The 24,581-nt window shown below is 73.1% G+C and carries 17 protein-coding genes; 10 read left to right on the forward strand and 7 right to left on the reverse strand.

Annotated features, from left to right (window positions below; genetic code table 11):
- Positions 1-61: 61 nt before the first annotated feature.
- A complete protein-coding gene (locus ACFWN3_RS04895) occupies positions 62-1,900 on the reverse strand; it encodes a peptidoglycan-binding protein (RefSeq protein WP_377643980.1) in 1,839 nt (612 codons plus the stop codon).
- A 361-nt stretch (positions 1,901-2,261) separates the two neighbouring features.
- Between ACFWN3_RS04895 and ACFWN3_RS04900 the strand changes: the two genes are divergently transcribed.
- The gene (locus ACFWN3_RS04900) at positions 2,262-3,071 is read left to right on the forward strand and encodes a CoA transferase subunit A (protein ID WP_377643982.1); all 810 of its coding nucleotides are present in this window, start codon (positions 2,262-2,264) and stop codon (positions 3,069-3,071) included.
- Between the two features lie 3 nt (positions 3,072-3,074).
- Entirely contained in the window at positions 3,075-3,713 is a 639-nt protein-coding gene (locus ACFWN3_RS04905; protein WP_377643984.1) for a CoA transferase subunit B, read from the forward strand.
- A 7-nt stretch (positions 3,714-3,720) separates the two neighbouring features.
- Here the strand turns inward: ACFWN3_RS04905 and ACFWN3_RS04910 are convergent, their stop codons facing one another.
- On the reverse strand, positions 3,721-6,951 hold the full coding sequence (locus tag ACFWN3_RS04910; protein ID WP_377643986.1) for a SpoIID/LytB domain-containing protein: 3,231 nt from the start codon (positions 6,949-6,951) through the stop codon (positions 3,721-3,723).
- A gap of 354 nt (positions 6,952-7,305) precedes the next feature.
- Here ACFWN3_RS04910 and ACFWN3_RS04915 point away from each other — a divergent pair, with 354 nt between their 5' ends.
- The 6 genes from ACFWN3_RS04915 to ACFWN3_RS04940 are packed head-to-tail and all read left to right on the forward strand — an operon-like array spanning position 7,306 to position 13,444.
- A complete protein-coding gene (locus tag ACFWN3_RS04915) occupies positions 7,306-8,691 on the forward strand; it encodes a lipopolysaccharide biosynthesis protein (RefSeq protein WP_377643988.1) in 1,386 nt (461 codons plus the stop codon).
- 9 nt (positions 8,692-8,700) lie between these two features.
- On the forward strand, positions 8,701-9,573 hold the full coding sequence (locus tag ACFWN3_RS04920; protein WP_377643990.1) for a glycosyltransferase: 873 nt from the start codon (positions 8,701-8,703) through the stop codon (positions 9,571-9,573).
- Complete coding sequence (locus tag ACFWN3_RS04925; RefSeq protein WP_377643992.1) at positions 9,570-10,364, forward strand: glycosyltransferase family 2 protein; 795 nt, start codon at positions 9,570-9,572, stop codon at positions 10,362-10,364. Before ACFWN3_RS04920 ends, ACFWN3_RS04925 begins: the two co-directional genes overlap by 4 nt.
- Positions 10,365-10,419: 55 nt before the next feature.
- Positions 10,420-11,106: a glycosyltransferase family 2 protein gene (locus ACFWN3_RS04930; RefSeq protein WP_377643994.1), complete on the forward strand. Its 687-nt coding sequence runs from the start codon at positions 10,420-10,422 to the stop codon at positions 11,104-11,106.
- Positions 11,103-11,468 (forward strand): DUF2304 domain-containing protein, encoded by a 366-nt coding sequence (locus tag ACFWN3_RS04935; protein WP_377643996.1) that lies wholly within the window; start codon positions 11,103-11,105, stop codon positions 11,466-11,468. The genes ACFWN3_RS04930 and ACFWN3_RS04935 overlap by 4 nt, the downstream gene beginning before the upstream one ends.
- Complete coding sequence (locus tag ACFWN3_RS04940) at positions 11,465-13,444, forward strand: DUF6077 domain-containing protein (RefSeq protein WP_377643998.1); 1,980 nt, start codon at positions 11,465-11,467, stop codon at positions 13,442-13,444. The genes ACFWN3_RS04935 and ACFWN3_RS04940 overlap by 4 nt, the downstream gene beginning before the upstream one ends.
- A gap of 26 nt (positions 13,445-13,470) precedes the next feature.
- Here the strand turns inward: ACFWN3_RS04940 and ACFWN3_RS04945 are convergent, their stop codons facing one another.
- The 5 genes from ACFWN3_RS04945 to ACFWN3_RS04965 form a co-directional block, all read right to left on the reverse strand.
- Positions 13,471-14,253 (reverse strand): ABC transporter ATP-binding protein, encoded by a 783-nt coding sequence (locus tag ACFWN3_RS04945; RefSeq protein WP_377644000.1) that lies wholly within the window; start codon positions 14,251-14,253, stop codon positions 13,471-13,473.
- 4 nt (positions 14,254-14,257) lie between these two features.
- A complete protein-coding gene (locus ACFWN3_RS04950; RefSeq protein ID WP_377644002.1) occupies positions 14,258-15,049 on the reverse strand; it encodes an ABC transporter permease in 792 nt (263 codons plus the stop codon).
- 100 nt (positions 15,050-15,149) lie between these two features.
- Positions 15,150-16,364 carry a hypothetical protein gene (locus tag ACFWN3_RS04955; protein WP_377644004.1) on the reverse strand — a complete coding sequence of 405 codons (1,215 nt, stop codon included), beginning with the start codon at positions 16,362-16,364 and terminating at the stop codon, positions 15,150-15,152.
- Positions 16,364-19,960: a CDP-glycerol glycerophosphotransferase family protein gene (locus ACFWN3_RS04960; RefSeq protein WP_377644006.1), complete on the reverse strand. Its 3,597-nt coding sequence runs from the start codon at positions 19,958-19,960 to the stop codon at positions 16,364-16,366. The genes ACFWN3_RS04955 and ACFWN3_RS04960 overlap by 1 nt, the downstream gene beginning before the upstream one ends.
- Positions 19,961-20,012: 52 nt before the next feature.
- Complete coding sequence (locus tag ACFWN3_RS04965) at positions 20,013-21,512, reverse strand: LCP family protein (protein ID WP_377644008.1); 1,500 nt, start codon at positions 21,510-21,512, stop codon at positions 20,013-20,015.
- A 158-nt stretch (positions 21,513-21,670) separates the two neighbouring features.
- On the opposite strand from ACFWN3_RS04965, the gene ACFWN3_RS04970 reads away from it, so the two are divergent.
- Entirely contained in the window at positions 21,671-22,915 is a 1,245-nt protein-coding gene (locus tag ACFWN3_RS04970; protein WP_377644010.1) for an LCP family protein, read from the forward strand.
- A 136-nt stretch (positions 22,916-23,051) separates the two neighbouring features.
- Positions 23,052-24,572, forward strand: a complete 1,521-nt coding sequence (locus tag ACFWN3_RS04975; protein ID WP_377644012.1) for an LCP family protein — start codon at positions 23,052-23,054, stop codon at positions 24,570-24,572.
- Positions 24,573-24,581: the final 9 nt, after the last annotated feature.

Below are 24,581 nucleotides of genomic sequence, written 5' to 3' on the forward strand. Positions count from 1 at the left end.
AACGGACGGGCCCGGACCCCTCACGAGGTCCGGGCCCGTCCGGTGGTCGAGGACCGTGGGGTCAGCGGGGCATCCGCGCCTCGACGGCCTTCCAGGTCACCGTGCCGACGAGGCCGGTCTGGGTGAGCCGGGCCGCCTTCTGCAGGGCCTTGACGGCGGCCTCGGTCTTCGGGCCGAAGGACCCGTCGGCGGTGATCCGCAGCGCCTTCTGGAGCGCGACGACGGCCGTGCCCTTCGAGCCCTTCTTCAGGACCGTGCCCCAGTGCGGGAGCAGCGGGTGGACCCGGCGCTCGAGGGCGTCCCACGTCGCGCGGTCGACGACACCGGTCGCCTTGAGCTTCGCGGCGGTCTGCAGCGCCTTGACGGCCGCGACCGTCTTCGTGCTCATCCTGCCGTCGACGACGAGGCCGCCGAGTCCCTGCTGGAGGACGCGCACCGCGGCCCCCGTGGACCCGGACTTCAGGGTGGTCGCCTTGTACGAGGTGAACTCGGTCTTGAGCGCGCTGCTCGTCGTGCCACTCGAGGGGGTGGTCGAGGCCGGCTTGGCCGGGGCCATGAGCGCCTTCCACACCTTCGCGTCGACGACGCCGGTCGCGGCCAGGCCCTTGGCCTTCTGGTACTCCTTGACGCGCGCCTCGGTCTTGCGGCCGAAGGAGCCGTCGACGGTCAGCTTGCCGATCGCCTTCTGCATCGCCTTCACGGCCTCGCCGCGCGACCAGAGCTTGAGCGTCAGCTTCGAGTACTTCGCGAGCGGGTGGGTCGAGGTGCTGCCGTTCGAGGGCGGGGCCGGCGGTGTCGGGGCCGGGGCGGGCGGCGTCGTGGACGGCAGGCCCATGAGGGCCTTCCAGACCTTGCTGTCGACGATGCCCGTCGAGGACAGGCCCTTGGTCTTCTGGTACGCCTTGACCCGCGTCTCGGTGGCCGGGCCGAACGAGCCGTCGACCGAGAGCTTGCCGATCGCGGTCTGCAGCGCCTTGACGGCCGAGCCGCTCGAGCCGCGCTTGAGGACGACGTTGACGTAGCGCTCGAGGGGGGCCCGGTTCGGCACGAGGCCGAGGGCGACGAGCTTGCCCCACGTCGCCTCGTCGAGCTTTTTCGTCGCCGGGATCGAGTTCTTGGACTGCCAGGTCCCGAGCGCGGCGGCCGTGAGGGCCCCGAACCTCCCGTCGGGCTCGGCGCCGATCGCCTTCTGCGCGAGGGCGACCTCGGGCCCGCTCGCCCCCTGGGACAGGATCGGGTAGCCGGTCGACGACATCGGCTGGGGCGGGGTCACCGGGGCGACCGGGCCGGGGGACGGTGAGGTCACGGCCACGCCGGACCACCAGGAGCTGCGCTTGTAGGCGCCGTCCCAGTTGAACGAGAAGTGGATGTGGTCGGTGTGCGGGGACACGCCGTAGTACGGGGTCCAGCCGCGCTCGGGCGCGTAGGCGCGCCACTGCTGGCGGTTCCAGATGATGTAGTTGATGCCGAAGCGCTTGGCCATCGCGCCGGCGCGGCCCTGGGCGTCGGGGGCGGCGAGCCACCGGGTCAGCGAGTTCGCCAGGGCGAGCTGGTCCTTGTTGCTCGCGTTGATCATCCAGTCCAGCGCGCGGCCCTCACCGTGCTCGGCGGCGCAGTGCCGCAGGATCCCGTAGGTCCGGGTGCCGTACGTCGCGTTGAGCAGCTTGGCGAAGGCGACCGCGCCCGGCTGGTTCTCCGTCAGGCACTGGGTGCCCTTCTGGTACGGCGCGGCGACGTCGAGCGCGGCCGGCAGGGCCTTGGTCGGCTTCGGCGTCGGGAAGGTCGCACCGTCGGCAGGGGCGGTGGCCAGCGGGAACGCGAGGACAGAGGCGGAGACGGCCCCGATGGTGCGGACGGGGATCCGACGCTCTCTCCGGGGCGCGGGGTGGGACAGGGACACGGCGGAGTGCTCCTCGGTGCAGGGGGCGCCCCGGCAGGGGATCGAGGCGCACTCGACGGACCACGAGTCACGGACGTCACATCCGTCACACCGGAACCTCGAGCGAGACAGTTCTCCCACGGTCCTCGCGGGGGTGCCACCCCGTTCCGGGAATTACACGGATGTATTTCTCAGTGGTCCCACAAGCACCACACTTCCTGCGGTCTACGCACCGGTACGCCGAAGATCCTCCGGATTCGTGCGGGGGCCGTTCGGCCACGATCGGCTGGCCGTTCCGGTGACCCGGCGCCACCGCGGCGGCCCCCGACTGTGCCCCGGCCCCATGGCGGGACCCCCCGGAGGCGTCGATAGGGTGCCTGTCATGGACAAGGTCGTCACCACCCCAGCCGAAGCCGTCGCCGGGATCTCGGACGGGGCCACCCTCGCCGTCGGAGGGTTCGGGCTGTGCGGGATCCCGTCGGTCCTCATCGCCGAGCTGCACCGCGCCGGGGTTTCCGACCTCGAGGTCGTCAGCAACAACTGCGGCGTCGACGACTGGGGGCTGGGCATCCTCCTCGCGAGCCAGCAGATCCGCCGGATGGTGTCCTCGTACGTCGGGGAGAACAAGGAGTTCGCCCGCCAGTACCTCCAGGGCGAGCTCGAGGTCGAGCTGACCCCGCAGGGCACGCTCGCCGAGCGGCTCCGCGCCGGGGGCGCCGGCATCCCGGCGTTCTTCACCCCCACCGGGGTCGGCAGCCAGGTCGCCGACGGCGGCCTGCCGTGGCGCTACGACGCCGAGGGCAACGTCGTCGTGGCCTCCCCCGCCAAGGAGGTCCGCGTCTTCCCCGGCGCCGACGGCGTGGACCGCGAGTACGTCCTCGAGCACGCGATCGTCGCCGACTTCGGCCTCGTGCGCGCCTGGAAGGGCGACCGCCACGGCAACCTCGTGTTCAACAAGTCCTCCCGCAACTTCAACCCGCTCGCCGCGATGGCCGGGCGGGTCACCGTCGCCGAGGTCGAGGAGCTCGTCGAGCCCGGCGAGCTGGACCCCGACGACGTGCACCTGCCCGGCATCTACGTCCAGCGGGTCCTGCCGCTCACCGCCGAGCAGGCCGCCGACAAGCGCATCGAGCGCCGCACCGTCACCCCGGCGGCCTCCGCCACCGCCGACGCCACGACGAAGGAGTCCTGAGCGATGCCCCTGACCCGTGAGCAGATGGCCGCCCGCGCCGCCGCCGAGCTCGAGGACGGCGCCTACGTCAACCTCGGCATCGGCCTCCCCACGCTCGTGCCCAACTACGTGCCCGACGACGTCGAGATCGTCCTGCAGTCCGAGAACGGCATCCTCGGCGTCGGCGCGTACCCCGCCGAGGACGCCGTCGACCCCGACCTCATCAACGCCGGCAAGGAGACCGTCACGGTGCGCCGCGGCGCCTCCTACTTCGACTCCGCCACGAGCTTCGGGATGATCCGCGGCGGCAAGGTCGACGCCGCCATCCTCGGGGCCATGCAGGTCTCGGCCGCTGGCGACATCGCCAACTGGATGATCCCCGGGAAGATGGTCAAGGGGATGGGCGGCGCGATGGACCTCGTCCACGGCGCGAAGAAGGTCGTCGTCCTCATGGAGCACGTCGCCAAGGACGGCTCGCACAAGATCGTGGAGGAGTGCTCGCTGCCGCTCACCGGCAAGGCCGTGGTCCAGCGGATCATCACCGACCTCGCCGTCCTCGACGTCACCGCCGACGGGCTCGTCCTGCGCGAGCTCGCGCCCGACGTCACCGAGGAGCAGGTCCGCGAGGCCACGGGGGCCCCGTTCACCGTCGACCTCGCCTGAGCCCGGGTCAGGGGGCCCAGGCGGTCCAGGTCGCCCACGTCGCGGTCCCGGCGACCGGGCGTGCGGGGCCGACCGAGCCCATGTCGGTGCCCGGGAGGACGACGAGCGCCCCGTCGGCCGAGCGCCGCGCCACGAGGTCGTCGCGGCCGTCGCCGGTGACGTCACCGGGGCCCGTGACGGCGCTGTACGGCGCCCAGTCGCCGGCGACGACCGTCGGCGTGCCGAGCGTGCCGCCCGCCAGGACCGGGAAGAGCACCATCGCGTGGTCGGTGGCGCGCACGCCGGCGACGTCGGGCCGCCCGTCGCCGGTGAGGTCGCCCGGCGAGAAGAGCAGCCGGTACTCGGCGAACGCGGTGCCGAGCAGCTTCGTCGCGATGACGCCGCCCTTGCCGTTGCCGCGGTAGATCTTCAGCTGCCCGCTCGTCGTGCGGGCGAGGAAGTCGGCGAACCCGTCGCCGTCGACGTCACCGGACCCGGAGACGAGGTTGATCGTGTCCCAGCCGGTGCTGATCGCCTGGCGCGGGAGGAAGCCGCCCTTGCCGTCGCCCGGGTGGTAGTACAGCGTGCCGGCGTCGCGCTCGACGACGTCGTGGCGGTTGTCGTTGCTCCACGAGCCGACCACGGCGACGAGCCCGAGCGAGCCCCAGCCGGTCGCCATCGTCTTCGCGGTGAACGCGCCCGTGTTGTCGCCGGAGAGGAGGCGGAGGTTGCCCGCGGGGTCCACCGCGATGACGTCGCCACGGCTGTTGCCGTCGAGGTCCTCGGGCAGGGAGGCCGCCGACGTGGCGGGCGCCGACGTCACGGTCCACCACGTGCTGCGCAGGCCCATCGCGGTGCGGAACGCGTCCCCGGTGACGGTCTTGGAGGCCTTCGACCCGACGACGGTGACCGAGGTCGTGCGGCCGCCCCAGGCGTTGATGCCGTCGCGCGACTCGATCCGCAGGGCGCGCAGGGTCCCGGTCGTCGGGTAGGCACCCTGGACCTTGCTCACCGAGAGCGTCGTCGACCACGTGCTCGTGCTGCCCGAGGGGACGTTGTCGTACGGGTCGGGCTTGGAGACCTGGTACGGGATCGACGACCGGACCGTCTGCCCGCCGTTGGACGAGGAGAACTCGGTCAGCGCCGGCGCCCCGCCGTAGTAGACGGCCAGCCCGCTCGTCGCGACGACGGCCGCGGTCGAGCTCGCGTTCTCGTACGGGGTGAGGCCGCCGCCGGTGGAGGTGTACCCCGCGAGGCCCTTGTAGACCTGGCACGAGGTGGAGTCGCAGGTGTCGTACAGCGACCCGGACGGCTGGTGGGCCCGCTGGTAGAGGGCGTACGTGCGCGCGGCGACGGCCTGGGTCTGCAGCGCGTTGGCCGACCACGACGGCGGCATCTCCGAGGGGACGACGCTCTGCAGGTAGTAGTTGAGCGTGATGACGCTGACCGTCATCGTGGCGGTCCCCGAGACGTGGGTGCGGACCACCTGGCGGTAGTCGCGCTGGGTCCCCCCGGGCATGACGACGCGGACCTTGTTCGTCGAGCGGTTCTGGAAGGACAGCGGCTTGGTCGTCGCCTTCCAGCTCGAGGTGCTGCGCCACACGCCCTTCTCGAGCCACTGCAGGGTCAGGCCGGCGCCGTCGCGGACCACCCGCCAGCGGGTGCGCAGGGTGCCGTCGGCGTTCTTCGTGTACAACGCCCCGGTCTTCGTCCCGTCGGTGATGACGAGGTTGGGCTGGGTCACGACCTGGGTGCCGGACGTGCCCAGCGCTCCGAGCCGGACCCGGATCGTCGGGTTGCCGGCGGTCGTCGAGCGGGTGGTCCCCGGGTAGTAGAAGTCGAGGATCTGGTCGCGGGTCAGGCCCTTGATGGCCGCGCCGTACGCGCCGTACTGGCTCATCCCGCGGCCGTGGCCGTACCCCCGTCCCGAGAGCGAGAACGACGTGCCGCTCGGGCGGGTGTAGGTCTCCTTGACTGTCTCGGTCGCGACCTCGGCGGCGCGGTCGGCGACACCCTGCCGGTAGGACGTGGAGGACGTCGAGCGGATCGACGAGAGCTTGTCGAACATCAGGTCACCGGGGCACGTCGTGAGGCTCAGCTCGCGGTGCCCCATGACGCGGGACTTCGTGACGACGACGCCGTCCTTGTACCGGGTGCTGCCGGCCGAGGTGAAGGTCGTCGAGGTCGTGGGGTCCCAGCCGTTGAGCCAGGCCTTCCAGCCGATGAGCCGGCCGACGGAGGCGAGGACGGCCGACGAGGGCGTCGCCGCCCCCGCGGAGGCCGGGTCGTGGTTGCCGAGCGAGCTGACCCCGAAGGTCTGCGAGTTGAAGCCGCCCGTCTGCGCCCCCACGACGTTTCGGTACGTCCCGCCGAAGCGCCCCTCGAAGAGGCGGCCGAAGCGGTCGACGAAGAAGTTGTAGCCGACGTCGCACCAGCCCTGGCCCTTGACGTGGTACGCGTAGATGCCGCGCAGCAGCCCCGGGACGTCGTCCATCGCGTAGGTGTTGGCGTTGACCGTGTGGTGGACGACCGCACCCTTGATGCTCGCGACGGTGTCGGGGGTGCAGGTGCGCAGGCTCTCGTCGGCGCCCCACGCGGCCCGGCTGATGATGGGCGGCTGGCTCGCACCGGCGCGGGCGCTGGCGGCCGGGGTGCTGCCGACGCCGGGGTCGGCGGGGCTCTCGCCGCCGTCGACGAAGGTCGCCGAGATCCGGTCGAGGCGGGTGTCCTCGTCGGAGGTGCGGACCCGGACCTGGACCTCGTCGGACCCCGTGACGCTGATCGGCTCGGTGGCGACCCTGGCCTTCGCGGCCTCCCGCGTGCCCGGGTCCGGGGCGGCGTCGCTGACCTCGAGGGCCTGCCACCCTCCCCACGCCCCGTCGGTGCGGGTGCGGACCTCGACCGAGACCTCCGTGGAGGTCGCCCGGTCCGGGAAGGTGAGGCCGACGACGTCGGCGTCGTCGGTGTCGCGGGTCAGGACGCTCTCGGTACCCGTCGGCTCTGCACCCGTCGTCTCCGAGGTCGTCGGCTCCGGCGCGGTCGCCTCGGCACCGGCCGACGGGTCGGCCGAGGGGGCGGCCGTGCTCGCGACCCGACCGCGCGCGGTGGCGGAGGGGGCCAGCGGCGTGCCGGCCGGCATCGCGACGCGGTCGACCGACGGGGCGACCGGACGGGGCGCGGCACCCACAGAGACGACGGGGACGACGACACACACCCCGGCGAGGAGGGTGGACGCGGTGAGCAGGCGGAGAGTTCTCATTGGGGCGACCCAGACGTGTTCGATCGGGCACCCGGGGCCGCGCCGCCGGAGCGGGTGCAGGGAGGCCTGGTCGGGTGCGAGAGCCTCGCCAGTGTGTCACAGAGACCACTTCCACACCTCTGTTCCCACAAAGTCCGCCACCGGTGCTCGCGTATGCTGCCGACCATGCCGCCGGCCCCGTCCGTCCCCGAGGGGCCAGGCCCCCCTCCGGACGACGGCACCAGGCCTCCCACCAGCGCGGATGCCGCCGCGCCGGTCCCCTCGGACGGGGACGGACCTGCCGCAGCACGTGCCGGGTCACCCCCCGCGACGAGCCTGCGCAGCCGGGCGGCGCTGAGCACCTACGCGACCGCCGTGCAGGGCGTCGCCCGCCTGCTCTACAGCGTGCTCATCGGCAACCTGGGCTCGCGCGAGCTGCTCGGCCAGACCAACACCTCGCTGTCGCTCTCGGTGCTCACCAGCCAGCTGTGGGCCGCGCCGGCGTCCGCCGCGGGGACCCGGTTCGTCGCGCTCCGCTCGGCCCTCGGGGACGCCGAGGGAGCGGCCACGGTCGCGCGGCACATCGCCACCCGCACCGCGCTCGTCAGCCTCGTGCTCCCGACCGTCGTCGCGCTCGGGGGCAGCCTCTGGCTCGGGTTCGGCCCCGCGCACACCATCGGCACCGTCCTGCTCGCCTTCGCCTACTCGCTCTACAGCACCTCGCGCGGCATCCAGTTCGGCGCCCTGCGGTTCCGGCACGTCGCGCTGTGGGACACCGTCGCCGGTGGGCTCGCCCTCGTCGCGGTCGCCCTCGTCCTCGTCCTCGACCTCACCGCCCTGGCCCTCCTCCCCCTGGCGCTCGGGTACGGGGTCTTCGCGGCGGTCTCGTGGCCGGCCCGCTCGCGGCAGCGGGTCGAGCCGGCGCTGCGCCGCGAGATCGACCACTTCGTCCTCTTCGGCGCGCTCAGCGGGGTCGCGAGCGGTGGCCTGCTCCAGCTCTCGCAGCTCGCGGCACACTGGTCGGCCGGCCCCGCCGAGGCCGGCGACTTCGCCGCCGCGCTCACCCTGGCGACGCCGGCGTCGATGCTCTCGGTCGCGCTCGCCACCGTCCTCATCCCCCCGCTCACGGCCGCCGCCGGTCGGGGCGACCGCGAGGGCGTGCGCCGGCAGAGCGACGCCATCGCCCGTCGCCTCACGGCGATCTTCGTCGGGCTCATCGGGGTCATCGTCATCCTCAGCCCCCTCGTCATCGCGGTCGTCTGGGGCGAGGAGTACGTCGGTGCGACGACGGTCCTGCCGGTGCTCCTCGTCGCGGTGATGCTCACCTCGATCGCGCAGGGCGCGGCCACGACCTTGCAGTCCACCCGCGTCCGCGGGCCGCGCGCGGTCGCCTACCTCAACCTCGGCGGCTTCGCCGCGAGTGTCGTGACCTGGCCGTTCCTCGCGCCGCGCCTCGGCATCGACGGCGTCGCCCTCGGGTACCTCGTCGGGGCCGGCCTGGCCTCGCTGGCGATGCTCGCCACCGTGTGGCGGGTCGAGCGGCACCGGTGGCTCGACCTCACGGCACGGCTCGTCGGCGGCACGGGCCTGGCCGTCGCCCTCTTCCTCTTCACCCACCGGCTCGAGGGGCTCACCGGCGCGCTCGCGCAGGTGGGCGCCGCGTTCGGCTTCGGGCTCGTCTGGCTCGCCCTCACCCGGCGCGACGTCCTCGCCCTGTGGGCGACCCTGCGAGGGCGCGGGGCGCCCCCCGCCACGACCTAGGATCGTCGGGTGCGCCCCACCCTCACCGTCCTCATGACGGCCTACCGCGGCACCTCGGTGGCGGAGCTCGAGCGCTCGGTCGCCTCGATCACGGGCCAGACCCTCACCCCCGACGAGTTCCTCGTCGTCGTCGACGGCCCGGTCCCCGCCGAGCTCGACGCCGCGATCGCGGCCGCCGCGGCCGCCCACCCGTCGATCCGGGTCGAGCGCCTCCCCGTCAACGTCGGCAGCGGGCTCGCGTCGGCCCGCGGGCTCGAGCTCGCGACCGGTGACTACGTGGCGCGACACGACTCCGACGACGTCTCGCTCCCCCACCGCCTCGAACGCCAGATGGCGGCCGTCGAGGCACGCGGCCTCGACCTCGTCGGTGCCGAGATGCTGGAGTTCGAGGGCTCCCCCGACCACGTCATCGGGCGCCGCACGGCCCCGACCAGCCACGAGGCGATCGTGCGACGGCTGCGCCTGAACAACCCGGTCAACAACCCGACCGCCCTGTTCCGGCGCGAGCTGGCGCTCGAGGTCGGGGGCTACGCCGACCTGCGGTACATGCAGGACTACGACCTCTTCGGCCGCCTCCTCGCCGGCGGCGCCCGCGCCGAGAACCTCCCCGAGCCGCTCGTCCTCTTCAACGCCGGGGACGGGATGATCGGGCGGCGCGGGGGGTGGCGGATGGTGCGCAACGACCTCGAGGTCCAGCGCCGGCTGCGCGACACCGGCGCCTTCGGCAACGTGCTCCTCGCGCGGAACATGGTCGTGCGCACGGCGTTCCGCGTCATCCCGCCGACCCTGCTGAAGAAGGTCTACGGGGCGGTGTTCCGCCGCCGCGTCGCGGTCGACGGCGTCGACGTCGCGAACCGCCCCGACGGCGGGGGGAGCCGATGAGCGCGCTGACCTGGGTCGTCGTGTCCTACGGCGGCGTCGACGACGCCACCCGGCTCGTCGCCTCCCTGGGCGCCGACGCCCCGGTCGACGTCGTCCTGTGCGCGAACAAGCCCGGTGACACCGAGGCCGCCACGGCCGCCTTCGCCGGTGACCCCCGCGTGCGGGTCCTGTCGTTCGAGGACAACCCCGGCTACCTGCCCGCCCTGCACCGCGCCCTGCCCGAGGTCGACACGAGCCGGCCGGTCGTGCTGTCGAACTGCGACCTCGTCGCCGACCCCGGCACCGTCGACGGGCTCCTCGGGGCCGTCGAGGCCCACCCCGACGCCGGGTGGCTGGCCCCGTCGGTCATCGGCAGCCTCGGAACCGACCAGAACCCCAACCTCCTCGCCCCCCCGACGGCCCGCTGGCTGCGCGCCCTCGCCGCGGTGCACCGGTTCCCGGCCGTCGCCGACCTGCTCCTGCTGCGCCGGGAGGGCCACAGCTCGCGCACGGTGACTGGTGTCGAGCCCGGCGCCGCGGTCTTCGCCGGCCACGGGTCGTGCGTCGTCCTCACGCCGGCCTACTTCGCCGCCGGAGGGCGCACCGACTACCCCTTCGCCCTGTTCGGGGAGGAGCTGTGGTTCGGGCGCGAGTGCGCCCGCCTCGGCCTCACCGTCCGCTACGTGCCCGAGGTGGTCCTGCGCCACGCCGAGCACGCGGCGACCGGTCGCCGGCGCCGCGGTGCGGTGGCCCGCCAGAAGTACGAGGGACTGCGCTACTGGTCCCGGCAGGCCCGGGACGCCGGGTGGTGACGGGGCCGCGGGCGCCCTGGCGCCTGTCCCTGCCCGTTCTCGTAGGCTGTCCGCGATGAGCACCGCCGACCCCCGGACCGACGACGTCTGGCTCGTGGTCCCCCTGTTCAACGAGGGGGCCGTCATCGGCGACGTCGTCCGCGAGGCGCGGCGCACGTTCCCGAACGTCGTCGTCGTCGACGACGGGTCCTCGGACCAGGGCGCGGCCGAGGCCGAGGCGGCCGGCGCGGTCGTCGTGCGCCACCCCGTCAACCTCGGCCAGGGTGCCGCGCTGCAGACCGGCTTCGAGTACGCCCGGTCGGTGCCCTCGATGCAGTGGGTCGTCACCTTCGACTCCGACGGGCAGCACCAGGTGGCCGACGTCCTCGAGATGCTCGAGCAGGCCCGCACCGAGGACCTCCAGGTCGTCTTCGGCTCGCGCTTCCTCGACGACCGGACGACGCCGAGCTTCCTCAAGAAGCTCGTCCTGCGGATGGCCGTCGGTTACACGAACATGACGACCGGCACCCGGCTCACCGACGCCCACAACGGCCTGCGCGTCATGCGCCGCGACGTCGTCGAGCGCCTCGACATCACCCAGAACCGGATGGCGCACGCCTCCGAGCTCGTCGAGCAGATCGGCGCGATGAAGGTGCGCTACGGCGAGAGCCCGGTCCACATCCTCTACACCGACTACAGCAGGTCCAAGGGCCAGTCGCTGTGGAACTCGGTCAACATCCTCGTGGAGCTGATCCTGCGATGAAGCTGGTGGTCGTCCAGGTCCTGCTCATCGCGGTGGTCTTCGTCGTCGCGGCCCGGCTGTTCCGCTCGCGCGGGGCCCGGGCACAGGCCATCCGCCGCCTCGGCGTCATCGCGTTCGTCGCGTTCGCCGTCGTGTCGATCCTCTTCCCCGACGTCTGGACGCGCATCGCCCAGGACTTCTTCGGCGTCGGACGAGGCACCGACCTCGTCCTGTACTCCCTCGTCGTCGCCTTCCTCAGCTTCACCGTCACGACCTACCTCCGCTTCCGAGACCTCGAGACGCGCTACACCCGGCTCGCCCGGCGCATCGCCCTCTCGGAGTCCCCCCGACCCTCGGGGACGGACGAGAACCCCCCGTCATGAGCAGGCCACCCCTGGCCGAGCGCCTCGGTCGCTCGGTGCTCACCGTCGCGCTCGTCGGCTTCGCGACCTGGACCCTGCTCTACCAGCTCGCCCTCGTCGTCGACCTGCCCGCCACCGCGACCCTGATCGCGACGCTCGTCGTGACGGTGCTCGCCCTCCTCGCGGGCCGCCGGTTCGCCCCGGGCCCCGACGGCGTCGCCGGGACCCCGCCCGCGGGACCGAGCACCCTCCTCGTCCTCGGGGCCACGGCCGTCGGCACCGTGCTCGTCGTCGTCGACCAGCGCGGCGCGGCCCTCACCCTCCTCCTCGTCGCGGCGGTCGTCGCGCTCGTCCTCGCGGTGCGCCGCGACCGCGCCGGGGCACGCCCGGAGGACGCCTCCCCCGCCGCCGACGACGCCGGCACCCACCCCCTCCTCTGGCCGGTCGGCTGGGTCGGCGCCGTCGCCTCCGGGGTCCTGTCGATGTTCCTCATCCGGCCCGACGGCGACGACGCCTACTTCGTCAACCTCTCGACCTGGGTGGCCGAACGTGGGCGGTTCCCCCTGCGGGACACGATGATCAGCCCCGACACCTTCCCGGCCCTGGGGGCCCACTCGCCGCCCGTGCACTCGGTGGAGGGGCTCATCGGCGCCGTCGCCCGGGTCGCCGGGGTCGAGGCCGGGACCGTCACCTACGTCCTCGTGCCCCCGGTCGCGACCCTCCTGGCGGTCCTCGCCCTCACCCTCCTCGTCGACGAGGCCCGGGTGCCCGTCGCGCCCGCCGGGCTCGCCGCCGCGCTGGGCTACCTGTGGCTCGGCGGGGCCAGCGGGTTCAGCGTCGGCAACTTCTTCGCGGTCCGGCTGTGGCAGGGCAAGGCGATGCTCGCCTCGATCGTCCTGCCCCTGGTCCTCGCGGCCGGCATCCGTCTCGTGCGCCACGGGACAGTCCGCACCCACCTGCTCCTCGGCGCCGCGGTCGTCGCGTCGGTGGGGGTGTCGAACACGGCGGTCTTCATCGTCCCGGTGCTCCTCGGGGGCATGGCCCTCGGCGCCCTCGCGCTGCGCCGGGTGCGCGGGGCGGTCCGCCTGGCCGCCTGGCTCCCCTACCCCCTCGCGGCCGGCGCCGCCTCCCTCGTGTTCGCGCCGCGCAGCCCCACCGTCGCCGAGCGGACCGCGGAGGGCTTCGACGTCTCCTCGGGCGTCACCACCCGCTTCGACGTCCTCGCCACGGTGCCCGGCGGTCACGGCGGCCTCCTCCTGGCCTCCTGCCTGGCCCTCGGTCTCGGCGTCCTCGGGATCCGCGACGTGACGACACGGCTGTGCACCCTCGGCGCGGTCGTCGCCGGCGCCGTCGTCCTCCACCCCGCCGTCCGCGACCTGCTGGAGAGCGCCGGCCTCGGCGCCGTCGCCTGGCGCTTCTGGTGGGTCCTGCCGATCCCCCTCCTCGTCGCCGGGGCGACCGGCGCCCTGGCCGGCCTCGTCCCGCGAGGTCGCACCGTGGTCGCGGTCACGGCCGCCGCGGCCCTCGCCCTGCTCCCGCTCGTCGACGGGAAGTGGACGGGGTCCGAGGCGAACGGCACACGGGTCGCCACCACCCCGTTCGCGTGGAAGACCCCCCGCGGGTCGTACACGGAGGCACGCCTCGTCGAGCGGGTCAGCGAGCCCGGCGACACCGTCCTCGCCCCGTGGGACACCTCGCGGGTCCTCGTCGCCCTCACCGTCGACGTCCAGCCGGTCGCCGCGCGGCGGTTCTACCTGCCCGCGTACGCCGCGACCCCCGACGCGCACGCCGGCGTCCGCGACCGCCTCCAGGTCTTCGCCGACCAGCTGACGCCGACGACCGAGGCCGAGACGACGACGCTGGCCGCCGACCTCGAGCTGCTCTCGGTCGACACCGCCTGCGTCCCCACCGTGCGAGGAGCCGCCGTGGCACTCCTCCAGGACACCGGGTTCCGCGTCGTCGACGCGGTCGGCTCGATCACCTGCCTGCGTCGCTGACGCACCGGGTGGCGGGGTGAGCCGGGTCAGCCCGCGGTGCGGAGGTCCTCGTTGTACTGCTCGAGGACCTCGGCCATCGGCCCGTCCATGACGAGCTCGCCACGCCGCAGGTACAGCCCGCGCGTGCCGAACCGCTTGAGGTCCTTCTCGGAGTGCGACACGAGGAAGAGGGTGCGCCCCTCGGACAGCAGCGCCTCCATCCGGGTGTAGCACTTCTCGCGGAAGGCCTTGTCCCCCACCGCGAGCACCTCGTCGACGAGGAAGATCGGCTCGTCGAGGGAGGAGATGACGGCGAAGCCCAGCCGCACCTGCATCCCGGACGACAGGTGCCGGTACGGGCGGTCGAGGGCCTCGCGGACCTGGGGCCCGGCGAAGTCGACCATGCTCTCGAAGCGCTCGTCGATCTGGTCCTTCTTCAGCCCGTGCAGCCCGGCCTGGACGTAGAGGTTGTCGCGGCAGGTCAGCTCGCCGCGGAACCCGCCGGTCAGCTCGATGAGCGGCGCGACGCCACCCGAGACCTCGACCTCGCCGCGGTCGGGCAGGAGCACCCCGGCGATGGTCTTCAGCAGGGTTGACTTGCCGCTGCCGTTGCCGCCGACGAGGCCCACGGCCTCCCCCGCGCCGATGTCGAAGGAGATGTCCTTGAGCGCCCAGAACGTGTCGGAGGTCGTGCTGGCGCGGCCGTGGAAGAGCAGGTCGCGGACCTGCATCTTGCGCCGCCGCGAGGTGTAGAACTCGATGCCGACGTCGCGGGCGCTGATGACGGGGTCGGTGACGGGCGTCGTCACGGTCGCGGGCTGCTGGCTCATGGGGTCAGATCTCCTTCAGGACCGACCGCTCGAGGCGGTTGAACACCCAGAAGCCGACGACGACGAGGAGCACGGACAGGCCGGCGCTCGCCCCGACGTCGACCCAGTTGACCCCGCGCTCGAACAGCCCGCCGCGGTAGAGCGAGAGGACCCCGTTGAGCGGGTTGAGGAGGAGCACGACCCGCAGGGCGTCGGGCACCGAGTGGGCGCCGTAGAGGACGGGCGAGAGGTAGAACAGGAAGCGCAGGACGATGCGCACGACGCGCTGCATGTCGGTGGCGAGCACCGTGATCGGCGCGAGGATCAGCCCCATCCCCACGAGCAGGACGAACTGGAGGAGCAGCCCCAGGGGGAACAGGAGCAGCTCCCAGTCGAGCGTCACCTGGCCGATGACGAGGTAGTAGATGACGAACCCGACGAGGATCGGCAGCGACAGCAGGTACTCGACGCCCTTGGCGACGACGCACCGGATGACCCAGACCTCACGCGGCAGGTTCGTCGAGCGGACGAGCCGCGCCTCCTGGATGAGGCTCTTCGTCGTGTCGGTGACCGAGCCGGTGAACCACTGCCACGCGAGCAGGCCCGACAGGAGGTAGAGGAAGTACGGGGTGTCGGCGACCCGCTTGGCGTTGAACACGTAGGTGAAGACGACGAAGTAGACCGACGCCATGAGCAGCGGGTCGAGCACCGTCCACACGTAGCCGAGGATGCTGCGCGAGTAGCGCACCCGCAGGTCGCGCTGGACGAGGGTCCAGAGGATCTCGCGCCGTGACCAGACCGCCCCGAGCCGTGTCATCAACGCGGTGACCTCGATTCGGCGGGGCGGGGTGGACGGCGGCGCCTAAGGCGCCGGAGCGAGGATACGGCACGCTCCTCCGCACCCCGCGGACGCCGCATCAGATGTCCCGCGCCAGGCGCAGCACGCCGTCGTCGTCGCGCAGGAGGCCGTCGGCGACGAGGGTGGCGCGCAGCTTCTCGTACTCGGCCGGGTCGCCGTGGGAGAAGTGCGCCAGGCGGGTGAGGAAGAGCGCGACCGAGCGGAAGCTGCGGGTGATGACGAGGTTCGGCGTGCCCGTCGTGCAGTTGAACTCGGTGACCGGGGTGCGCCAGTCGCCGTAGTTCTCGGTGAGGTAGCGGTCGGCGTCGGCGGGGCCGAGGACCCGCACGCCCGCGAGCTCGTAGTCGGCGAGGTCGAAGACGCTGTTCTCCCACTGGTGGATCGAGGAGCCGTGCCAGAGGACGTCGCGCTCGCGGTGGTGGACGAAGACGTCGACGTTGATCCCGTTCTCGTGGATCAGCTTGACGAGGGCGAGGGAGCGCCGCACCGCCAGCCGCCCCGGGGCGACCTCGACGACCGACTGCGCGTCGTCGACCTTCTTGACGACGAAGCGCGGGGACCGCCCGAGCGCCGCGATCATCGCGTCGGTGACCTCGGGGTGCTCGGGGTCGAAGGTGACACCGACGTCGATGTCGTAGTCGTGCGAGAGGAAGCCGCCCTCGCGCACGATGCCGAGGAAGGTGCCGCTGATGACGTACCAGCCCCACTCGTCGACGGGCAGGGCGGCCGCGAGGTCCGCGAGCGCGGTCTTCGCGTCGTCGACGGAGAAGTCGCCCTCGCGCTCCCCCGGGCCGTCGTCGGCCGTGCCGTGGGCGGCGCTGATGAGCGGGAGGAGCTCGTCGGCCCGGGCCGCGAAGTCGCGACGCAGGTCCTCGACGTCGGTGGCGCCGGCGTCGAGCTGGGCGTGGATGCGGGCCGCGCGCACGAAGAGGTCGTCGGCCCGCCACAGGTGCTCGGGCAGGGCCTGGCGACGGACGCGGATGAAGCCCTCGAGGGCGTCGAGGTCGGCCGGCTCGGCCCCCTGCGTGAAGTCGAAGAAGTCGTCGGTGACGGTCTCGACCTTGGGCCAGCCGCGACGCAGCACCCACCCGGCCAGCCGGAAGGCGTACTTCGTCTCGTCGTCGACGAACTGGTGGCGCACGAGGGTGGCGATGGAGGGGCGTCCCGTGACGGCGAGGGTGCCCGCCCACGCGGCCGCGCCGACGCCGTGGCGGAAGGCGGGGCCGTGCGAGCGGTTGAGGAAGTTGAGCAGCCCGTAGGACTTGCTGAGCATCAGCTGCTCCCCCCGAGGAACTGGTCGACGAAGCGCGCGGAGGCCCGCCCGTCCTCGAGCGAGGCGAACTTGGTCCGGAAGGCCTCGTAGCGACCGGCGTGCTCGGCGGCCACGGCGTCGAGGTCGGCTACCGCGTCGGCGACCTCGTTGGTGTGGGCGAGGAGCGGGCCCGGCGCCTCGGCCTCGAAGTCGAGGTAGAAGCCCCGCAGGTCGTCGCGGTAGGCCTCGAGGTCGTGCGTGAAGAAGACCATCGGGCGGCCGGTGTTGACGAAGTCGAACATCACCGAGGAGTAGTCGGTGACGAGGACGTCGGCCAGGAGGTAGAGGTCGCTGATGTCCGGGTAGTGCGAGACGTTGCGGGCGAAGCCGCCGAACATCGAGGTGTCGACCGAGTTCGCGACGAGCTGGTGGCCCCGGATGAGCAGGACGCTGTCGTCCTGGAACCGGCGGTGCATCCGCTCGAGGTCGAGCTTCATCGCGAACTGGTAGCGACCCGACTTGTCGTAGTGGTTGTCGCGCCACGTCGGCGCGTAGAGGATGACCCGCCGACCCTGCTCGATGCCGAGCCGCTCGCGCACGGCGGCCACGCGGGCCGCGCGGTCCTCCGGACGGTGGAAGACGTCGTTGCGGGGGTACCCGGTCTCGAGCACCGGGCCCTCGAAGCGGAAGGCGCGGCGGAAGATCTCGGTGGAGTAGGCGTTCGGGGACACGAGGGCGTCCCACTTGGCCACCTCCTTGGCGAACTGCTTGAGGTAGTTCTTGTTCGACATCTGGAGGTTCTGGATGTCGAAGCCGATCCGCTTGAGCGGGGTGCCGTGCCACGTCTGCCCGTAGTGCGAGCCCTCGCGCTTGGCGAAGTGCTTGGGCATGGCGTCGTTGTTGACGATCCACCGGGCCCGGCCGAGGGCGCGGAAGTACGAGCGGCTGCCGACGACGACGGTCTCGACCCCGTCGGGCACCTCGACGCCGTGGTGCTCGACGGCCCAGACGAGCCGTCGCGAGTCGCCCCGGCGGACCAGCTCCTCGAAGATCGCCCGCGGGTTGTCGGAGTACTGCCGTCCCTTCCACGACTCGAAGAAGACGGTGTCGGTGAGGGGCAGCCGGCGGGCCACCCGGTAGTGGACCTTGCGGGCGATCTTGGCGTTGAACGCCCCACGGTCGGACCAGGAGCCACCACCGTCGGAGACGAAGCCCAGCTCGTGGGTGGGTGAGGTGCGCAGGACGACCTGCACCTGGTCACCGCCACGGTCGTCGAGGTGGGCCTCGGCGGCCGCGGACACGTGGATGCCGAGGTCCGGGTCGGCCTCACCGGGGAGCCCGGCGACGATGCGCCAGCGGCCGGGACGCAGCCAGCGGAGCGAGGCGTGCCCGGGGGCGCCGGTCACGGGGACGGTGGCCCGCCAGGTGTCGCCGGAGCGCTCGACGGGGACCTCGAGCCGGTCGGCGGTCGAGAGCAGGACGAGGCGGTCGAGGTCGACGCCGCCGGTGTCGCCGTGCATCTCGAGGCCGCCCGGGGTGAAGGCGAAGTCGGTGAGCTCGGGGCGGAACGGTCCGTCGACGAGGATCGCCCCGGTGACGCCGCGCTCGCGGAGCTGCAGGAGCCGTCCGTGCAGGCGGCCGCGGCCGGGCCCGGGCTCGGGGTCGACGTCGACCGGACCGACGTGGCGGCCCTCGACCTGCAGGCTGCGCGGCCGCTCCCGCTCCGCCGTGGAGGCCGTGGTGACGAGGCCGTCGACGAGGCCGGCGCCGTCGTCGGGGTCGTCGGTGCGGGCCTCGGCGAGCCAGAGCCGCCAGTGCCGCTCGCTCACCGAGCGCGACGTGACGTCGAGGGACTCCGCCGGGATCCGGGCGGTCCCCTCGTCGCCGTGCCGGTCGAGGCGCACCGTGATGCCCTCGGAGGCGTCGAGCCGGCGCAGGTGGAGCCACGCGTCGGGGACCTCGCGCCCGGGGGCGGCGCGCAGGGTGAGGACGACCTCCTCGCCCTCGACCCGGAGGTCGCGCACGACGACCGGTGCCCGGCGGGCGGCGATGCGCATCTTCTTGCCGCGGTAGCCGGGGACGACGATGACCCCGTCGGGGGCCCAGCCGCGCGGCGGGTGGAGGGCGCGCGAGTACTCGGGCGAGCCGACCGGCGACCCGCGCCGGGCCGCGGGGGCCGCGACCTGGGCGACGAGCTCGTACTCGGCGGCGTCCTTGCCCTCGGGGAGCGCGACGTCGACGGCGGGGATGCGGGCCAGGAAGCCCGAGCCGTCGTAGCTGACGGCCCGGTTGCGGGAGCGGCCCGTGACGTCGGGGCGCCGGACGCGGCGGCCACGGACCGTCCGGCGGGGGGCCTTGGCGCCGACGAGCCGCAGCTGGAGGCGGTGGACGGTGGTGCCCGGCCCGATGTCGGGGACCCCGTCGATGAAGCCGTGCCCGTCGACCTCGAGGGTCGAGCCCTTCCACCGCACGTCGCGCACCCCGGTGACGAGGCGCTGCGAGCGGGTGACGTCGTAGACGGAATCGGGGACGCCGACCGAGGCGTCGCCGAGGAAGGGCAGCTTGACGTAGAGGTGGACCCCACGGCGCACGACCTCGGGCTTGGGGTCGAGCTGCTGCTGGTGGTGGGCCTCGACGAGCTGCGCGGTGCGGCCCTGGCCGATGAGGTGGAAGGCGAGGCGACGTCGCGGCGGCAGGCTCGCGACGACCTCGGGGTCGACGTCGGCGAGGTACTCGCGGAACACGCGCACGAGGGTCTCGGCGAACTCCTCGTCGCCCTCGTGGAGGACGTCGAGGAAGAGGGGCATGTCGAGGGTGAGGACCTTGAGGTCGTGCAGGCGCTTGCCCTCGGTCTCGCCCGTGCGCTCGAGGAAGTCGTTGACCGAGGACACCGCGGCCATCCGGTCGACGAGGTTGCGCACCTCGGCGCGCCGCTGGGTGATCGACTGCTCGGCCGTCTGGCGCTCGCGCCAGAGGTAGACCGGCTCCTCGATGAGGTCGACGGACGTCGCGAGGAAGTGCGCCGGCACCGTCAGGGGGATGTCCTCGTAGTACACGCCCTCGGGGAAGCGCAGCCCGTGCTCGAGGAGGAAGGCGCGGCGGAAGATCTTGTTCCACGCCGTGGTGTCGTAGAGCAGGCTCGGCATGGCCCGCACGTGGGTGGCGACCCGGGTCTCGGGGACGGCGCGGCGGTGCAGGCCCGAGGGGCGGGTGCGGGCGCCGTCGTAGCGCAGCACGCCGCCGCTGACGATGTCGCTGCCGCTGCCCTCGATCGCGTGCATCATCAGCTCGAACGCGTCGCGCGGCACGACGTCGTCGGAGTCGATGAAGGCGATGTAGTCGGCGCTCGCGTGGTCGAGCCCGATGTTGCGGGCCCGCCCCAGGCCGCCGTTCTCGACGTGGAGGACGCGCCAGTTCTCACGGCCCGCCGCGAAGTCCTCGGCGATCTGCCCGGAGGTGTCCGGGGAGCCGTCGTCGACGAGGATCACCTCGGTCTCGCGGAAGGTCTGCTCGGCCAGCGACTCGAGGCAGGAGACGAGGTAGTCCTCGACGTTGTAGATCGGGACCACCACGGTGAGCCGGGGTCGGGTGTGGTCGGCAGGGTGGGGGTCTCGCACGAGGGACGAGTATTCCAAAGGGCTCACCGATCCGGACAATCGGCGGCCGTCGTCAGCCCGCGGAGCAGACGCTCGCGAGGTCGCTCGTGTCGGCGTCCGGGTCGGTGCCCGGGCGGTCCATCACGGCCTGCTTCTTCGGCTTCGCGGTGCTCGACGACGTCGTGCCGCCGGCCGACGCCTTCGGCGCGGGGGTCGTGGCCGCCGCCTTCTCGGACGTCGCGATCGCCTTCGCCACGGTCGAGCGCACGACGGCCGGGTCGTAGTCCCACGGCTTGATGAGCGGCGGGACGAAGTTCACCGAGGTGATCTTCTCCTGCTTCGTCCGCACGGCGACGTCGGCGAGGACCGGAAGGGCCTCCTGCGGGATGTTCGTGCGGAAGACGCCCTTGGTGGCCGAGGCGATGCCGCCGAAGTTCATGACGATCGTCTTCGGGTCGAGCTCGCGGACCATCGCGGTGACGACGCACCGCTGGCGGGCCATCCGCTCGTAGTTGGTGGAGTTCGCGCGGCTGCGGGCGTACCAGAGGGCGTGGTAGCCGTCGAGGTGCTGGCGTCCCGCGGCGATCCAGCCCTTGATCTCGCGCTGGCTGCCGATCGGGGTGCGCCGCTGGACGGTGACGTCGAGGCCGCCGACGGCGTCGACGAGGCTGCGGAAGCCCTTGAGGTCGACGAGCACGTGGTACTGGATGTCGAGCCCGGTCAGCGACTCGATCGCCTCGGTCGTCGCGACGATGCCCGGGTCGTCGGTCCCCGCGGGGAACTCGTCGGCGTGGTCCTGGGCCCAGGTGTAGAGCCCGTTGAGGAGGCACTCGTCGCCGCAGGTCCAGCCCTCGGGCATGAGCGTCGCCATCGTCGACCCGGCGCGGAAGGTGATGTGCTCGGTCTCGCGGGAGAAGCCGAAGAGGACGGCGCGCCCGGTCTCGGCGTCGACGCTGGCCAGCTGGAGGCTGTCGGGGCGCAGCCCGACGCGACCGGCGCCGCTGTCGCCACCGAGCAGCAGGATGTTGTAGCGCCCGTCGGCGGCCGCGAGCGCGTCGCCCGAGGTGAACAGCGACGACAGGGCGCCGCGGGCCTCGTGGACGGTCAGCCCGGCCCACGCGGTGCCGCCCGAGAGCACGAGGACCGAGACGAGGAGGGTGACGAGGAGCGCGCGCCGGTCGCCGCGGGGCAGCCGGTCGGGGCGGCCCAGGCGCCAGGCGTCGACGAGGAGGACGAGCCACAGGACCGCGAGCCCGAAGAGGAGCCACTCGGTCGCGGCGAGGGTCCAGCGGTGCGCGAGGACGGTGAGGGCCGCCTGACGGCTGACGAGGAGGAGGAGCCCGAGGAGCAGGGCCGAGCCGATGACGCCGGCCCAGACCCGCAGCGCGAACCGGCCCAGCGCGCGGTTGCCGGCGGCCAGCTGGGCCGACCCGGGCAGCACGACGGTGAGCAGGAGGAGGGTGACCGCCCGGCGCCGGCCGCGGGCCGCGTCACGGGGCGCGCGGGTGTCGACGCGGATCGGCTCGTCGGCCGCCCGTCGTTCGAGCACAGCGGTGCCCCGCGGGTCTCCCATGGCAGACGAGTATCGAGGGCGCCGGGGGGATCGTCGCCTCGCCACGCCGGACGGGGCCCGCCGGCGCGTCCAGCCGCCGTCCAGCGTTCCTTGGCACACTGGGAGGCGGACCGCGCCCAGCCGGGTCGTCCCGCCCCGACCCAGGAGCCGCTCCCAGCATGTCCGACGACCACGCCCGACCCATCCCCCAGGGGGGTGGGTCCGACGCCCCCGACGACGTCTACGTCGTCGACACGCGGCGGTCGGCCCGGGCGTCGCGTGGGACGCCGCCGCCCCCCGCGCGCGCGGCGGCTCCCCCGGTCGCCGGGGCCTACGACGAGTACGGCCGCCCCGTCCCGCCGGGTGGCCCGGCCGGAGGTGGCCCCGCCGGTGGAGGTCGTCCGCCGCGCGAGCCCCGCGCCGCCCGCGAGCGCCGCCCCGGAGGAGCGCGCCGGGTCGTCCGGGTCGTCGTGGCCCTGCTCGCCCTGTGGATCGTCTTCCTCGTCGCCACCCCGGCGCACGCCTGGAGCCAGGTGACCCGCGAGGACACCACCCCGGGGGGCGACCGCCCGGCCTCCGCCGACGGCCACACCTACCTCCTCGTCGGCTCCGACAGCCGTGAAGGGCTCACCGCCGCCGAGCGCAAGGCCCTCGGGGTCGGTGGCGACGCCTCCGGCCGCCGCACCGACTCGATCATCCTCGTCCACACCCCGAGCGGGTCCGGCAAGCCGGTCGTCGTCTCCATCCCCCGCGACAGCTACCTCGAGATCCCCGGCGAGGGGCGCAACAAGGTCAACGCGGCGTTCGCCATCGGCGGCCCGAAGCTGCTCGCCGAGACGCTCGAGCAGGCCACCGGCCTGCCGATCGACGGCTACGTCGAGATCGGCTTCGGCGGGTTCGCCAAGACCGTCGACAGCCTCGACGGCGTCGAGATGTGCGTGCCACGCGCCATCAAGGACGCCAAGGCGCACATCGACCTGAAGAAGGGCTGCCAGACCCTCGACGGCAAGAACGCCCTCGGCTACGTGCGAGCCCGCTACTCCGACCCCAAGGGCGATCTCGGCCGGGCCGAGCGCCAGCGCCAGTTCCTCGGCGCCGTCATGGAGAAGGCGGCGACGCCCTCGACCGTGCTCGTGCCCTGGCGCTGGTGGGGCTTCACGCACGCGGGCGCCTCGGGCGTCATCGTCGGCGAGGACACCTCGCTCCTCGACACCTACCGGATCCTGTCGACGATGCGGAAGGTGTCGTCCGACCAGGCCCTCAGCCTCGTCGTGCCCCTGTCGTCGACGAACGCCTCGACGAGCGCGGGCAGCTCGGTCCTCTGGGACGAGAAGCGCGCCGAGGCGTTCTTCACCATGCTGCGCGAGGGCGAGTCGATCACCGAGCCCCCGGCGGGCACCGACGGCGAGCCCAGCGGCCGATGACGACGCCCCGCCACGCCTCCACCGGCCCCCACCTGCAGGGTTCGTCCGGCGCAGGACCCGCGACTACACTCGTCGGCTGCGACGGGCCGCCCCGGGTGGCCGGTCGCCGACCGTTCGGACACGAGAGGAGGGCCGGGTGGGCACCGACACTCGGCGCTCCGCGACCGGAGGCGACCCCGCCGACGACGAGTCGCGCATGCTGACCCGGCGCGAGCTGCACGGCAGGGAGCGGCCGCACTGGCGCCGCAGCCTCGTCATCGGCCTCGTCGCCGTCCTCGTCGTCCTCGGGGGCGGGGCCGCGTTCGTCGCCTGGCGGCTGAACGCCAACATCACGAAGATCGACGTCTCCGAGGCGATCGGCACCGACCGTCCCGAGGAGGTCGCCGGGACCACCGACGCGGTCAACCTGCTCCTCATCGGCTCCGACACCCGCGAGGGCGACGGCAACGACGCGTACGCCGACAACGACGGCACCACCGGCGAGGCGCACTCCGACACCAACCTCCTCGTCCACGTCTCCGCGGACCGCACCTGGGCGACGGTCGTGTCGATCCCCCGCGACTCGATGACCCCCGCTCCCCCGGACTGCTCGGCCACGGCGCCGAAGGAGCAGTGGCGGATGCGGATGTGGAACCAGAACTACCGGATCGGCGGCACCGGGTGCCTCATCCGCACGGTCGAGGGCAACACCGGCCTGCGGATCGACCACTACGCCGTCGTCGACTTCCGCGGCTTCAAGACGATGGTCGACGCCCTCGGCGGGGTCGACGTCTGCACGAGCGAGCCGATCGACGACGCCAACACCCACCTCGTGCTCGCCGCCGGCCGGCACACCCTCGACGGGCGCCAGGCCCTCCAGTACGTCCGGGTCCGCAAGTCGATCGGAGACGGCTCCGACCTGGGGCGGATCCAGCGCCAGCAGGCGTTCCTGTCGTCGGTGATGCAGGAGGCGACCTCGACCAAGTTGCTCTTCCAGCCGAGCAGGCTCTTCTCCTTCCTCGACGCCGCGACGAAGTCGCTGACGACCGACCCCGACTTCGGGCTCGGGACGATGCAGGACCTCGCGACGAGCGTCCGGGGCATCGGCCTCGACGAGATCCAGTTCGTCACCGTCCCGAACGAGACCTACCCCCTCGACACCAACCGGGTGCAGTGGAAGGACTCGGCGAAGACCATCTGGAAGGCGCTGCGCGAGGACCAGCAGCTGGGCGTGCCGGCGAAGACCGCCTCTCCCACCCCGACGCCCTCCGCCGAGCCGCTCACGGCCTCCCCCGACGAGATCTCGGTGCGGGTCGTCAACTCCTCCGGGGTCCCCGGCCTGGCGCGCCAGGCGCGCGACGCCCTGCAGGTCCAGGGGTTCGTCGGCGTCACGACGTCCGACGGGACCCCCGGGCCCACGGGAGCGCTCGTGGAGTACTCCGGGGACCGGGCCGAGGAGGCCCGCACGGTCGCGGCCGCGTTCCCCGGGGCGACCGTCGAGAAGGTGTCCGGCCTCGGCTCGACCGTGCGCGTCACGCTCGGCGAGGGCGCGCCGACCGTGGCCGAGCTCCCGAACCGGCTCGGCGACGAGCCGCTGCCGACCCCCTCCGTCGAGGCCACTCCCTCACCGGGAGAGTCGATCCCGACCCGCACGGCCACGACCGACATCTGCTCCTGACCGGCCGGC

This window comes from Oryzobacter terrae (assembly GCF_042756445.1).
Classification (GTDB): Bacteria; Actinomycetota; Actinomycetes; order Actinomycetales; family Dermatophilaceae; genus Oryzobacter; species Oryzobacter terrae.

Excerpts from the sequence above, each read along its gene's own strand:
- ACFWN3_RS04900 (WP_377643982.1), top strand. The coding sequence starts at position 2,262 with ATGGACAAGGTCGTCACCACCCCAGCCGAAGCCGTCGCCGGGATCTCG.
- ACFWN3_RS04905 (WP_377643984.1), top strand. The coding sequence starts at position 3,075 with ATGCCCCTGACCCGTGAGCAGATGGCCGCCCGCGCCGCCGCCGAGCTC.
- ACFWN3_RS04910 (WP_377643986.1), bottom strand. The coding sequence starts at position 6,951 with ATGAGAACTCTCCGCCTGCTCACCGCGTCCACCCTCCTCGCCGGGGTG.
- ACFWN3_RS04925 (WP_377643992.1), top strand. The coding sequence starts at position 9,570 with ATGAGCGCGCTGACCTGGGTCGTCGTGTCCTACGGCGGCGTCGACGAC.
- ACFWN3_RS04930 (WP_377643994.1), top strand. The coding sequence starts at position 10,420 with ATGAGCACCGCCGACCCCCGGACCGACGACGTCTGGCTCGTGGTCCCC.
- ACFWN3_RS04935 (WP_377643996.1), top strand. The coding sequence starts at position 11,103 with ATGAAGCTGGTGGTCGTCCAGGTCCTGCTCATCGCGGTGGTCTTCGTC.
- ACFWN3_RS04940 (WP_377643998.1), top strand. The coding sequence starts at position 11,465 with ATGAGCAGGCCACCCCTGGCCGAGCGCCTCGGTCGCTCGGTGCTCACC.
- ACFWN3_RS04945 (WP_377644000.1), bottom strand. The coding sequence starts at position 14,253 with ATGAGCCAGCAGCCCGCGACCGTGACGACGCCCGTCACCGACCCCGTC.
- ACFWN3_RS04950 (WP_377644002.1), bottom strand. The coding sequence starts at position 15,049 with ATGACACGGCTCGGGGCGGTCTGGTCACGGCGCGAGATCCTCTGGACC.
- ACFWN3_RS04955 (WP_377644004.1), bottom strand. The coding sequence starts at position 16,364 with ATGCTCAGCAAGTCCTACGGGCTGCTCAACTTCCTCAACCGCTCGCAC.
- ACFWN3_RS04965 (WP_377644008.1), bottom strand. The coding sequence starts at position 21,512 with ATGGGAGACCCGCGGGGCACCGCTGTGCTCGAACGACGGGCGGCCGAC.
- ACFWN3_RS04970 (WP_377644010.1), top strand. The coding sequence starts at position 21,671 with ATGTCCGACGACCACGCCCGACCCATCCCCCAGGGGGGTGGGTCCGAC.